Source organism: Phycisphaeraceae bacterium, assembly GCA_020851465.1.
Lineage (GTDB): Bacteria > Planctomycetota > Phycisphaerae > Phycisphaerales > Phycisphaeraceae > JADZCR01.
The window spans coordinates 1-14,355 of record JADZCR010000012.1 but is presented as its reverse complement, the minus strand read 5'-3'; the positions used below and the strand labels follow the sequence as shown (position 1 = coordinate 14,355).

Here is a 14,355-nt window from a genome sequence, read left to right as displayed (position 1 = left end):
CGAACGAACTGATTGGTCAGGAATCGATCAACTCAGTGAAACCGTCAATGGCACGGGCTGTGGACTGAGGGTGTGTGTGGGTTCAATCGCGATCTGAAGAGGCCGCCGCTTACCTCCCGACGGCGGCATTCCATCACGATCTACGATGCGCTGGATCGCCATGATGCCCTCAATCAGTGTTTCGGGGCGTGGCGGGCAGCCGGGGACGTACACATCAACGGGAATAAACTGGTCAACGCCTTGCACGACGGCGTAGGTATCGAAAACTCCGCCAGTGCTGGCGCAGGCTCCCATTGAGATCACCCACTTGGGTTCTGTCATTTGCTGGTAAATGCGTTGGAGGACCGGGAGCATCTTTACCGCAACGCGCCCGGCGACAATCATCAGGTCGCTCTGTCGCGGACTGAATCGCATGACCTCCGCACCAAAGCGAGCCAGGTCGAACCGTGATGACGCTGTGGCCATCAGTTCAATACCGCAGCAGGCGGTGGCGAAGGGCATCGGCCAGAGCGAACTGCGACGTGACCAGTTGATAACTTTCTGAAGTTGCGTCGTTAAAACGCCATCGGTCGGCAATGCTGATTCGATACCCATAAAGCGGAATCCTTCGCGGTGTAGAAATGATAGGGGATTTTTCCTGCTGAGGCGACCAACGGTTTTCGATAGCTCCGATAGAATCGACTTATGACCCAGCACTCGCCGAGCACGCGGCTGATCATGTTTTCCGATGACTGGGGTCGTCACCCCTCCAGCAGCCAGCATCTCGTAAAGCAACTCCTGTCGCGATATCCGACTCTGTGGGTTAATACCATTGGCACCCGTGCCCCCAGTCTCTCGTTCGATGATTTTCGTAAGGTTTTCAAGAAGATCGGTCAGTGGACAGGAATCTCGAAGCGACAGAGCATTGATCCCCTTCCTCCCAATCTAACGGTGATAAGCCCGCGTATGTGGCCAGGGTTCCGCACCCGACGACAACGGAACTTCAATGCGAAACAGATGGCGAACGCGGTCCATGCTGCGCTTGGCCCACGTATGACGGGTCAGATTCGGATTGCCATTACCACGCTTCCGATTACAGCCGATCTACTTCGCCGTACCGCCGAAAGGGGACTCGATGTTGATCTTTGGGTTTACTACTGCGTGGACGATTTCTCGATTTGGCCCGGCTCGGATGGTCGAGTGATGGATGAAATGGAGCGAGAACTTACTCCTCAATGCGATGTATTGATTGCTGTTTCGGAAACACTTCGCACGCGGTTATCGGGCTTTACATCAAAACCTATCTCCCTATTAACGCATGGTATAGACCTAAGCCATTGGCGGGGAGCAGCCACGGATTGGGATAATGAAGACTCCCAGTCTTCAGGATCGCTGCAAACGGAACCAGCAGGCGCCAAAACCCCGCGGGACCGACTTCTAGGCTCGAAACGTGCTCTCCATGGACCGATCTTCCTGTTCTGGGGTTTGATAGACGCAAGGCTTGATGCGGTATGGTGTCTCGCGTTGGCGAACTCTGGGATCGGAACGCTCGTGCTGGTCGGACCGCAACAGGCTCCTCCAGTAGGACTTTTTGGTCACGAGCGGATCGTGTGGGCTGGGCCGATGTCCTACAAGGAATTGCCGAGTGTGGCTGCGGCAGCGGATGTGCTTGTCATGCCTTACGCCGACATGCCCGTAACCCGTGCGATGCAGCCGCTGAAGTTCAAAGAGTACCTGGCGACGGGCAAGCCGGTAGTTGGACGAAAACTGCCCGCGACGCAGGATTGGGCTGATGCGTCAGATGTGGTGGAATCGGCGGAGGAATTTCTGACGTTTTGCCGGTTGCGAGCCGCGGAGGGAGTTCCGGCAAAACAGTTGGATGCACGGAAACGGCTGGTATCGGAGACATGGGAGGAAAAGGCACGGCAGTTTGAGGCAATGATCCTGGGTTGAATGGCGTACCTGCATACACCTATGGCCAAACGGAGGCAACAGCGCGAAGATTTACCCGGCGATTGGCCGCCTCCTCCAGCAGCGGCCAAAGAAGTGGTGCTCCACACACGTGTCGTCACAGATACCGGCGGGGGACCTGACAAAACGATTCTTCTCTCCGCTCCGTTTCTGGCTGACTCCAACTACTGGCTTGCTGCCGCCTACATGCATCCGCCCAATGATGCAGGCTACGAAGCTGTGAAGAAACGCGCAGCCGAGTTTGGTTGCCCACTTATCAGCATTCCCGATAAGGGGCCGCTGGATCGCACGCCGTTCCGTGCGATGCTCCGTGCCTGCCGGCTGTACAACGTCAAGGTCTGGCATGCGCACGATTACAAGTCCAACGCAATCGGCCTGATGCTCCGGCCGTTCTGGTCCATGAAGCTCGTCACCACCGTACATGGCTGGGTTAAGCACACCACGCGCACGCCGCTCTATTACATGGTCGATCGCTGGTCGTTGCCTTACTACCACCATGTGATCACGGTGTCAGATGACTTACAGGAAAGGTGTTTGAAGCTAGGCGTTGCGCAAGAGCGTTGCACGCTGATCGAAAATGCGATTGATGAGCGGACATTCAAACGGAAGTTTCCCGCAGAACAGTCGCCTCTGCGGCAGAAGTTCAACGTACCTCCGGGGAGATTAGTAATCGGTGCGGTAGGGCGTCTCAGCGCAGAGAAGGCTTTTAATAATCTGATCCGCGCGACAGACAATCTGATTCGTCAAGGGCTTGATGTCGAACTCTGGATCGCAGGCGACGGCGATGCACGCGCGGACCTCGAAGCTCTAATCCGACACCTTAAACTCGAAGATCGGGTGCGGTTGCTGGGCTTCTGGGCTGACACCATCGAGCTTTATCATGCATTGGACATCTTCGTTCTCAGCAGCCTGCGGGAAGGCCTGCCGAATGTCGTGCTGGAAGCGATGGCGATGGGGGTGCCGGTTGTTTCGACTCGTGTAGCCGGTGTGCCGCGATTGATTACCGATGACCAGACGGGGCTGCTCTGTCCGATCGGTTATATTGACGGCCTGACACGTCCCATGCAACGTCTTGCAAGCAATGCTGCGGTACGTGAGCGACTTGCTGCGGCCGGACGGAAGCACATCGAACAGTCATACAGTTTCACACAGCGAATGGCCAAAGAGAAAGCGATCTACGACAAGTTGTTGGCCAGTCCGCCCCCCAAAGGTCAGCGTCGAGTCGCCGCCGCACGGTAGTGAATCCACGAAACATGAATCATCGATCTGTTTAAAATCCCGCGGCATGCCGTGACGCTCATTCCCCCATTGGGAAGGTGTTCATTTCGCCGATAGTTAGCTAATGGCAAAGTTTCTGGGCACCATTTTCGGCTTCATCCGCGCCTTGCCGATTCTGATTGCGTATATGCTCTGCAAGCCCATCCTCGGCCAGATGCGGGCGTTCAGTGCAGCTAGTGAACGTATCGGACGGCTCCCCGGCTTTCTGGGTGTGTACGCGAGACAGTGCTTCTACAAAACGCTTTTGTCATCAGTCGGCGTCAATGTGTATTTCGGATTTATGTCGGTCTTCAGCAAAGCCCAGGCGACAGTAGGTGACCGCGTTTACATCGGGCGTTTCTGCTCCATCGGCTGGGCAGAGATTGGTGACGATGTGATGCTTGCGGATGGGGTACAGATTCTCAGTGGTCGTCATCAACACGGACAGACTGCTGCGGCAGGCACTGTAATGCGCGACAATCCACAGGAGTTTACGAAGGTAACGATTGGTGCTGGTGCGTGGATTGGTGCTGGTGCGATTGTGATGGCCGACGTGGGACCACGTGCGATCGTGGGTGCCGGTGCGGTGGTCATTAAGCCCGTTGATGCCAACGCGAAGGTCGGGGGAGTGCCCGCCAAGCCGCTAGGGATGTAAAACGTGACATTTCGCCGATAACCTGAGTCCGATATTATGATCCGATGACGCGACCGCAGGCCGGCGGTCAGATTGCCGATGAGAGGCGTGCCCGTTAATCGAAAATTGCATCAGGGCTTCAGGGGCGCATTGCGCGCGGCGCGGAACACGGCATGGCAATCGAAGTTCTATCAAAGCAGAACCCTGCGCTTGAGCAGGAGGTGCGTTCGTTTCTAGCGACGGCCCCTAGTGGTGCCTGCGGTGAGCACGATCCACGGTGGCTGGATATCCTTCACGAAGGCCTCGGCCATCGGCCATTTTCCATTATTTCACGCTCCGCCGATGGTAAAATCGACGGCTACCTGCCGGTGGCTCTGGTTTCCAGTCGATTGTTTGGTCGCTTTCTTGTCAGCCTTCCCTATTTGAATCGTGCCGGCATCGCAACCAATGATGAGCGCGTCGTGGCTGATCTGATCGAGCGTGCGGTATCACTTGCTGATGACCACGATGTTCAATACCTCGAGCTGCGTCATGGGCAGGCTTTGGCTCACAAGGAATTGGGGGCCTCTCGTGATGAAAAAGTGCGGATGGTCCTGACGTTACCGGACCCTCACGCCCCGGTCCCACCTGCCAAAGGCAAGGCAGTTGAGGAGGCATTACCCGGTGCCGGTCAACCCGGTGCCGAACAACTCTGGCGTGCCATAGATTCCAAAGCCCGCAATCTGGTTCGCAAAGGGGATAAAAGCGACCTCACCCTCAAATGGGGCGGTCTGGAAGTGCTCGACGATTTTTATCATGTTTTTGCCATCAACATGCGAGATTTAGGCACACCGGTGTACGCGAGGAAATTTTTCGCGTCGATCCTGGGGCGGCTGGAGGGTGACGCCGAGATGGCGGTCGTACATCACAAAGGCCAGCCGATCGCGGGAGCCCTGCTCATCCATGCGGCTGGATCGACTCAGGTACCGTCCGCCAGTGCGTTGCGAGAGTTCAATTCGACAAACGCAAATATGTGGATGTACCACCAGCTTCTCCTGCGAGCGATCGCCAGAGGAAGCCGGGAATTCGATTTTGGTCGATCCAGCGTTGATTCGGGGACGTACAAGTTCAAGAAACAATGGGGGGCGCAGCCGCACCCGACCGTCTGGCAATATCACGTGCGTCGCGGTGACATCAATGCGGTTCGCCCGGACAACCCCAGACACAAACGTCGTATCGAGACATGGCAGAAACTGCCCGTATGGCTGACGCGACTTGTGGGTCCAGCCATCGTGAGAGGAATTCCTTGAGTCAGACGACGCCGAGCAACCCGGTGACATCGAGCGAAGTGCCGCATGTCCATGCGGGGATTCCTATTCCCGTGGCCGATACCGACGCGACACCGCGTGCTGGTGGTCGTGCCTTGTTCGGCCTGTTGGTGACCTTCGCGCTGCTGGCGGTTGGCTGGTATTACACATTTGGCGATATGTGGTATCGCTGGTTCCCAAGCTGGGACAAGGTGAAGTGGAGCCTGAGTGATCGACTCACCGAAGGTGATTCCTATTACACCCACGGCCCGATGGTTCCGGCGGTATCGCTGCTGATTGCGTTTTTGATATATCGAAAAGTAGGTACGCCGACGGAACGGACGTTCTCCGCCAATCTTATTGGTGGTGTTGCATTGGCGGCTTCGCTGCTCGTTCATGTGCTCAGCGTGTATGCACGAGTCATGTTCCCTTCGGGATTCGCTCTGATTGGCGTGCTGGCGGCACTTCTTCTGCTTTGGGGTGGATGGACCCTGCTCAAGGCATACTGGTTGCCGGTTGCATTTTTGGTCTTCATGGTGCCGCTGCCCATGGACTGGATTTTCAAGCTCAATTTCCAGCTCAAGTTTTTTGCCGGCGAGTCGGCTCTCTGGATCACCAACCATATCTTCAAAGTACCTGCCATCATGGAGGGTGCCACAATTATTCTCGAACCAGGCCCTGATGGATTACCCAAGGAACTGGTTGTCGAAAATGTTTGCGGCGGCCTGCGCAGTCTTATTTCGCTGATCTGTTTTGCCGCTTTGTTTGCCGTGGTTTGCCGTGTCAAAGGCCCTTGGCGCATCTTCATGCTGCTCATGGCGGTACCGGTGGCCATGGCAACCAATATCGTTCGCATCACGTCGCTTAATCTCGTCGCTAACTACTATGGCGTGGATGCCGCGGGTCCCAATAGCACGTTTCACGATATGTCGGGTTTGCTGGTCTTCATCGTCGCACTGGCCATGCTCTTTGGCATCGAGCAGATCATTCTCTTTGCCGGACGGATGCTCAAACGCAACTGGGCAGATACCCGCTTGCTCGGATTTCTTGACGGAATTCCTCGCGGCAGCGGCGCATCACCAGCTACGCTTCGGCCAACGGTTCTTTTCGCGCTGCTGCTATCCGCAGGCTTGAGTCTTTTCTGGTCAACCAAGGCAGTCGCGCAAAACAACAGTAATGTCGCCCGCCACGCGGTGCCTCAGACCATCATGATTGATGGGAAAAAGTTTGAGAGTGCTGACGAAACACTCGACGAATTGACGCTGGCGATCCTCGAAACCAATGATTACGTGTACCGTCGTTTCTTCGACCGTGCCTCACATCGTGAAGCTGACTTGTTGATCGTTTTCAGCCCCGACAATCGCAAAGGTACTCACCCGCCGGATGTCTGCCTGGAAGGCGGCGGTGATCAGATCGTACACAAGGCTGATATTTCACTGGATGTCCCCGGGCCGGGTCACATCGTGTTGCGTGAACTGGTGAGCCAGCGAGGTGCGCGACAGATCTACCACATGTACATCTACAAATGCGGCGACGAGTACACCAACAGTTACTGGAGTCAGCAGTTCAAAATCGTCTTGAACGGTCTGACTCGACGAAGCACCTCTGGAGCTCTTATCCGGTTTTCAGTACCGATGGATGGTAACGATCTGGAGAAGGCGCGTGAGCTGGGACTTAACGCGGCACGGGAACTGATGCCCGCCATACATAAGGGGCTTAATTGAGTATCGTGCCTTCTAACCCATCGCCAGCACCGCTTCAACTATCGCGGCGGCTCATCGGTATCATCCTGCTTGTCACGCTGGTTGCAGGTGTGCTTGCTTACACCGGCCGGGTATGGCTAGCCAAGTATCGCCTGGCAAAGTACGAGCCGCTGCTCCAATCGGAAGATCCAGAAGTGAGCCTCCGTGCGGCACTGGAGATCAGCCAGATCGATCCCTATCACCGGCAGGCTCGTTTGGTCGAGGCCCGCGCCTTGTTGGATAAGGGATTGCATCATCAGGCGAGATTGGTGCTCGAAGCACTGGATCGAGACGGTTCGTACGATGCGGCTTCACTCCAAGCCAAGGCTTTTGTCACCGAAGCAGACGACATCGTGCAACGCACGCCCGCCCCATTGATCGCGTCGGTTCGTCCCGACGTGGAAAGTCTGCTTGCTTACGCTACTCAGCGTCGTGAAACCTTTGCGCTGAAACATCCGGGCGATCCCGCATTGGCGATGATGGAAGCCACCGAGCGGGACGTTCGATCCGCGTTGATGTTCAGGATTCTTCACTCGCCGGAAATGATCGAGGCATCGCTGCCTCAGCCGTCGGGTTCAGTGGAACTCATGCAGCGGCAGATGGCTGCTTCCGATACCACTGTCAATCGGCTCAGCCGCAGCATGCGCAGGCAGATGCCGAACGATCCGCAGCCGCGGTACATGCTCATACGAGCAGCGTGGCGTGCGGGAGATCGTGATACCGCGACCGCTGAGGCGAAGGACTTGGCCGAGCTTCCCAAACTGTCACGCCACGTTGCCGGTGCTGTTGCAGACACTTTGCTGAGTCTGGAACGAAGTTATGGGTTGCCGGTTACAGACGACGAAGTCAACTGTGCTGAAAAACTGATCAATCACTCCTCACTGGTGGGCGCTGATTCGCTTCGGTTGGACATTGCTCAAGTCAGGCTTCGTCTGGCTCGCGGTAATGCCCCCGCTGCTGAGGAGCTTGTTCGCCGACTCCTCGAAAAACATCCTTCTCATCCGACATTGGTCAGCCTGCTCTCCACAGCCATGCTCAATCGTGGATTGGTGGACGAAGCGATCGCAGCGATCAAACCGTTGGCGGAAGAAACGCAATTTCCAGAGGTCATGGGCGCGTATGGCATTGCGCTGGCAGCCAAGGGAGATAAAAATCAGTCCGAACTCTGGCTTCAGCAAAGTCTGAAACGCGATAACGACAATCTGGTCTTCCGGTTGGCGTTGATTGATTCACTAATCAGCGGAGGTCCCTCGACGCTGGCGGAACAGGACATCATGACGGCTGCGGCACTGTCGCCGAATCATCCTCGCGTGCGTGCGTATCGCATCGCGCTGCTGGTGGACAAGGTGGACCGCCGTGGTCTGAGCACGCTCCTGAGCAACCAGGGAGCGAAGCTGGCGACGCCGACTCACGTTGCGCTGGCTGCGGCGATGGCGCTCGACGATGTTATGTGGTTAGATGGTCGCCTCGATCGTCCTTCACTGGTTCGAGATCCATTTATTGATGTTGTGGATGCGTGGCGTCGTGCCGAGGGCGGGGTACGGATGAGAGTCTCATGGACGGTTGTAAGAGCCATGCGCGTTTCACTGGAGCCTGATCCGCTCACCTTGCGAGAAGCTCGCCGACCGAGTTATACCCGTTCTGAGCCTGCCCCCACCACCGGCCGCGCAAGTCTGCGCGAAAACCGCTTCGTTCCTCCGCTTCTGGCGCAAGCGAGGGACATGCTTACCCTTGCTGCCCAGCGGTGGCCGGATGCCAACGAGCTACACGAACAAGAGTCCAGACTGGCACTCTTGAGTGATGAAAGCCCCTCTGATGTCGAGCTTCCCAGGTACTCAATGGTGCGATTGTGGTCAGATCTTTGCTTTGCCCGCCGCAACCGGAATGTCGGCGCGGTTAATCTGGCACTCCGTGACCTGCTGAAGCGTCATCCGTGGAATGATGCCGCAGCGATGATGGTAATCGCTGACGCCATGGCCGACGTGGACCAGGCGAGGATGCGCGATGTAATCGAGCTTGTCCGTGAGATGAATGCGGGTCTTTCGACGCTTTGCCGGGCGCGAATCAATCTGGCGCTCAATGATGCTGCTCACGCGGCTGCCGATGCACGGAGTCTGATTGATCAGGAGGCGGCCGATTCGGAGATGCGTCTGATTGCGGCGGAATTCGCTGCCAGGGCGGCGCTTGAGATGGGTAATCCTGACGTTGCAGCAGCTGCCTTTCAGGCACTGGCAGTGACCAATCCCGATCGATCACTGGAAATGCGTTTACTGGGCACAGAGGCACTCAAAGCGGGAAAAGCCGATCGCAAGCTCATGAGTGCCATGACGGAAATCATCAAATCCGAAGCCATGGAGAATGCTCCTCTGTGGTTGGTCGATCGGGTGTTGTCCACCGCTCGCATGTCGCTGAGTCCGGCGATCATGCTGCCGGCTGTGTCATATCTCAACACCAAACGTCCCAGCGATCCGCTTGTTTTGATTTATCTAGCGGAGTTGCAGTTGGACAGCGGTAATCTGGACGCAGCCAAGGAGACGCGAGATCAGTTGCAGAGACTTAACGTAACCGGAGCGAGGTTTGACGCACTGGTTGAAAGGATTGAAGCGGCGGCCAAGTCAACCCCGCCTCAAGTAGGAATCATCGACCCCGCCATTCCGGATGGGGCAATCGTGGAGTGATGCAGATGAAACGGATGATCAAGTCGTTATCGCTGGTTCTGGTGCTGAGCGGCATGCTTGTCGGTTGCGGTGATAGTGCCGAGCTGCGCATGCGCAATGCGAACCTGGCACTTAAAAACGGTAAGCCCGACCAGGCTCTTCAACTGGCTGAAAGCCTCCTGGAGGAGAAGCCCGGCGATGTTGAAGCCACGAAGATTAAAGTCCGCGCACAAATGCAACTCCTTCGTCTTGATGACGCACTCAAGACAATCGATCAGTTTGCGAAAGCAAACCCTGAACTGGTAGAAGCGCGACGGCTCAAGGCTCAGTGGACGATGGTGAAGCTGAGTACGCTTTTTTCACAATCAGATTTCAATACCAACGCCAAAACTCAGGCAATCTTTGACGAAACGCTGAAGCTGGGTCGGGAACAGGCTGATTGGATTGAAACCACCGGCAAGAGCAAAGGTGACGCGAGCTTTTACCGCGCTCGATTCTCTGAGGCCGAGGCCATGCGGCTCCAGCGGAATATCCGTGACAAGGAACGAGCCCTTAAAGAAGCTGATCTTGATGGACAGCAGGCGGTCAGTAATGAGCTGCGTCGTATGCGGCAACAGCACGACGCGCTGATGGCTGATGCCCGTGAGCAACTCAAGAACGCTATTGATGCTGACCCGCGACACTTCGATGCCGCCAGCATGTACACCCGCCTGCTTCTTGATCAACAAGACTGGTCGGCCATCTGGACGCTGGCTCAGAAAATATCACAGGAAAAAGATTTGCCTATTGGTATCTACGAGCAGTTGACTTACGCGCTGGTTGCCATGCCCGATAGCGTCCAGCCATCGTCCGCCCGTGTCGAGCTGGGCTGGAAAATCCGCGATGCGCTCGCAGAGTCACAGAAAAAAATGACTGCTGCGAAAATAGCCACCGCCAAGCTGCACCTGCTGGCGAACGAATCGGACAAGGCACTGCCGCTGCTTGATGCTGCGCTCAAGAGCAAGCCCAAGGACATCACCACCCGCTACCTCAAGGCACAGGCACTTTACGAACAGGCGAAGTTTGAGGACGCGCGAGTCATCCTCGCGAAACTTTCGACAGATGCTGCCAACTCGCCGCAGATTCAGGTTCTTTACGCGATGGCACTTTGGAAGACCAACAATCTATCGCAGGCGAAAGAAGCGATTCAGAAAGCGATTGATCTCGATCGTCGTAACTCACCGACGCTGACTGAAAATCCGCGGTACATGGAGATCAAGGTTGCGATCATCACTGCTGAGGGCAAGTTCCAGGACGCGGGTGACGAAATTACCCGCAACTATGACAACAACCCCAGCGATCCGCGGGCGATTCGTTTCAAAGTCATTTTTGATCAATCGCAAGGTCACCCTGACCGTGTCCGTGAAGTGTTGGAGCGAACAGAAAAAATCAAGCCGCTGCTGGATGAACATCTGGTCATCCTGGTGGATGGTTATGCCTTCTTGTCGCAGTTCGAAAAAGCGGAGCAATACGCGCAGATGCTCGTGCAGCGACACCCGGATTTGCCTTCGGGCCAACTCAAGCTGGCTGAAATGCGTCTCATGCAGAACAAGGACAGCGAGGTCCGTGAGATGCTCAAGGAGCTGAAAGCGAAATACCCCGACTACGCGAGTGTCGATCAGCTCATGGGTCGGTTGTATCTTCAACGGGGATCGTTTGACCGGGCAGTGGACTCTCTGCGATCAGTGGTCAACGCTGAGCCAAACAATATCGAAGCAAGGATGCTCCTGGCACGATCCTACACCAGCCTCTTTCTGATGGAAGATGCGCTGGAGCAGATCGGCAAGGTCCTGGAAAAAGATCCGAACAACGTGGACGCTCACGCCATCGCGGCCCGTATCTATCAGGTGCTTGAGCAACCTGACAAGGCCAATGAACATCTTGCGCAGATCGATGAAAAAAAGGTTACCGAAGCATCAAATCCAGGCCTGCTCGCACAGATCAAGACCCGTCTGGGTAGTCTCGATGATGCAGCGGCAATCTGTAACCGTGCATTGGCAGCGGGTAATACCGATGCTTCGTTGCGTCTCATTCTGGCGGACATTTATCTGCGGAAAAAAGACTACCTCCGTGCGGAAGAAAACCTTGTCGCCCTGGTCACGGCTCAGCCCAATCTGCCGCTGGGATACACGCTCCTGACTAATTTCTATCTGGAGCAGAAAAATTACGATGCCGGCCGGACGCAATTTATTAAGTTTCAAAGTCTCCCCGATATGGCGGAGCCTCTGTCACGTCTGGCGCAGGCCAAACTGCTGATGGCTTCTAATCGTCCGACCGAGGCTCTTCAGATTGTCCAGCCCGGTTACAACTCTCAAATCCGCGCTCGTAAACCATTGGCTTTGGCACTGGGAGATGCGATCGCCAAGATCAATTTGATGCGTAATGACGTACCCGCAGCGGTTGCTGTTTATGACAAGCTCATCCAAGCGAATTTGATGGTCCCTCAGGCTGCGTTAAGGCAGGCTGACATCATGCACGGCCGTGAAAGTCGCGAAGCATCCGTCAAGCGACTCGAAGCCATCGCCAAAATGATTACGCCTGATCAGGCACGGCTGCGATACGAGGTCATGGACCGACTTGCGCAACTGCAAAAGTTTGAGAGTGCGCTGGCGCTGCTGGATGAATGGATCGCTCAAAAGCCCGAGGAGGCATTGCTGCATCGGTGGCGAGGTGATGCGCTGATTCCGCTGGGACGGATCGATGAAGCGATCGCTTCGTACAAGACCGCCATCAAACTGGCTCCCGAAAACGTCGAAATGCCCACCAAACTCGGTATGGCATATCAGGCGAAGTACGACTTCCCCTCCGCGGAGCAGGTTTATCTCGACATGACCAAACAGGTCACTTCCTTCAAGATCATGGGTTTGACAGCCTTGGGTCAGATGTACCTCAAGCTCGGGCTGAAGGAGCAGGCAGTCAATGCTTTCGAATCCCTTGAGACTGCGGGAAAGCTCAATGACCCGCGAATCACGTACGCGATCGGTACCGCTTATGCGACACTGGGGCGTGATGAGGCAGCCGTCGAAAAACTTTCGTCGATAGCGAATTATTCCACGCTTTATGTGCCGGCTCAGATTGCACTGTCGCGCATTGAGCAGCGCAAGGGAAAGATTGATGATGCGCGCAAGCGTCTCCAGAGTCTGGCACGGAATCCAGCATTTGCTAATGCCGTCGCCACGGAGTTGATGCAGATTAATTTACGAAACGCAGGCAACGATGAACTCACCAAGTGGAGTGATGAGCAGCTTGCATTGGAGCGACTGCCCGAAGCTTCGCGGGCGCGATGGCTGATCGTGCGTGCTGCGATCGCAGCAGACAAAATGGATTGGAAGGCAGCACTCGCAGCACTGGATGATCTCGAACGTGTGCAGCCCAAATCGACGCAAGTTGCCATTCTTCGCGCGTGTGTGCTAGTTCGTTTGGGCAGACTTCCCGAAGCAACCCGTGTATTGACCAACGACCCCGCCTTATCCAAGGGATCGCTGCTATCGCTGGTTGTCGGCCAGCCCGCCCCGCCTGAATCGTTGTCAGCTCCGTTGGCTGCCTATATCGCCGCAGCCATTAAGGGCGACGTGCCTGCAGCCCGTTCCGCAGCGGAAAAGGTACTGGGTATGCGAACGATCTATTCCAGCGATCTGTTGCCGATCCTCGAACGGCCGGACATCCAGACCCCTGAGATGATCGCCACGTTCAAGCAGTTTGCACTGGCGTTGGTGGCACAGGAAGCAGGTCTTCCACAGTTATCGGAGGAACTCTGCCGCGAAGTCATCAAGAAGATGCCGACTTTTGCGCCAGCGTATGCTTTGACTGCCCAAGCACTCATTGACACCAATAAGCCTATCGGACCATTTGTGGATCAGACTGCTCGGGCTATTCCGACCAGTTCCCTGGCGATCTTTCTCGCAGCCCGCGAGCGAGCGTTGGACAAAGACTACAAGGGTGCTGCAGAAGTAATGCAAAAGCTGGTAGATCGAGAGCCTAAAAACGACTTTGTTTTATACACGCAGGCTAACTTCCTCCAAACCGCCAAGATGCCGGACGCTGCGATTCCTAAATTAGAATCCGTCCGAGCCCTCAACGGATTTTATAAGGTGGCTGCGAGCAACGATCTGGCTTATCTGCTGGCGGAAAATCGGCCGTCGGAATTGAGCCGAGCACGAACGATGGCCAATGAAATGCTAAAATTGCAGCCAGATTATTCCCCTCTTATCGATACGGTTGGTTGGATCGAACACTTGTCAAAAAATGACTCAGTAGCACTTCCACTCCTTAGTCGCGCTGTAGTGGCACTGGGTGGTGTTCCGGAAGTCCAGTACCACGTTGGAGCTACGTATCAGAGCATGGGAAATGAGAAATGGGCTGATTATCACTTGTCCGTTGCAGCTGCTGGCCCATCAGACTCCCCGTCAACGGAGAGAGCCAAGGAGCTTTTGAAAAAATAGATAATCTGGGGTAAATTTTTTAACGTTAAGCCTTAAAAATGAGGGTTTAACCCAAAAAAATTGTTGTAGGTCCCTTGCACGACAGAAAAATGGGTGTAATCTGTGACAGTCGCCAAGTGAGGGCGAGAGGTCCCATATCAGGGGGGGCCTGTAGGAAAGTATTCAACACAGCGTATTCAAGCAAGAATGTTTCTTGCTTACGCGATCTTGGCTGTCACCGAAACGTCCGGGGCGATGGCGATAAGGGGTTCGGACGAATGGAAGCGGAGACCTTTATGAAGACGAAGATTGGCATGTTTATGGGAGTTGCCGGCGCTGCGGTGCTGGCTACTCAGGCCATGGCTTATG

8 protein-coding genes are annotated in these 14,355 nt (G+C 55.5%); 7 read left to right on the top strand and 1 reads right to left on the bottom strand.

All coding sequences use genetic code 11. The annotated features are described in order from the left end of the window. Positions 1-27: 27 nt before the first annotated feature. Entirely contained in the window at positions 28-594 is a 567-nt protein-coding gene (locus IT444_11775; protein ID MCC7193450.1) for an NADH-quinone oxidoreductase subunit B, read from the bottom strand. A 90-nt stretch (positions 595-684) separates the two neighbouring features. Here IT444_11775 and IT444_11770 point away from each other — a divergent pair, with 90 nt between their 5' ends. From IT444_11770 to IT444_11740, 7 genes are all read left to right on the top strand, one after another. Next, complete coding sequence (locus IT444_11770) at positions 685-1,932, top strand: glycosyltransferase (GenBank protein ID MCC7193449.1); 1,248 nt, start codon at positions 685-687, stop codon at positions 1,930-1,932. Next, positions 1,933-3,189, top strand: coding sequence for a glycosyltransferase (locus IT444_11765; GenBank protein ID MCC7193448.1), 1,257 nt, complete (start codon positions 1,933-1,935; stop codon positions 3,187-3,189). 103 nt (positions 3,190-3,292) lie between these two features. After that, positions 3,293-3,862 carry a hypothetical protein gene (locus IT444_11760; protein ID MCC7193447.1) on the top strand — a complete coding sequence of 190 codons (570 nt, stop codon included), beginning with the start codon at positions 3,293-3,295 and terminating at the stop codon, positions 3,860-3,862. 152 nt (positions 3,863-4,014) lie between these two features. Continuing rightward, complete coding sequence (locus IT444_11755) at positions 4,015-5,130, top strand: GNAT family N-acetyltransferase (protein MCC7193446.1); 1,116 nt, start codon at positions 4,015-4,017, stop codon at positions 5,128-5,130. Continuing rightward, entirely contained in the window at positions 5,082-6,851 is a 1,770-nt protein-coding gene (locus tag IT444_11750) for an EpsI family protein (GenBank protein ID MCC7193445.1), read from the top strand. The genes IT444_11755 and IT444_11750 overlap by 49 nt, the downstream gene beginning before the upstream one ends. 5 nt (positions 6,852-6,856) lie before the next feature. Beyond that, positions 6,857-9,547: a hypothetical protein gene (locus tag IT444_11745; GenBank protein MCC7193444.1), complete on the top strand. Its 2,691-nt coding sequence runs from the start codon at positions 6,857-6,859 to the stop codon at positions 9,545-9,547. A 5-nt stretch (positions 9,548-9,552) separates the two neighbouring features. Next, on the top strand, positions 9,553-14,007 hold the full coding sequence (locus tag IT444_11740; GenBank protein MCC7193443.1) for a tetratricopeptide repeat protein: 4,455 nt from the start codon (positions 9,553-9,555) through the stop codon (positions 14,005-14,007). The last annotated feature ends 348 nt before the right edge of the window (positions 14,008-14,355 follow it).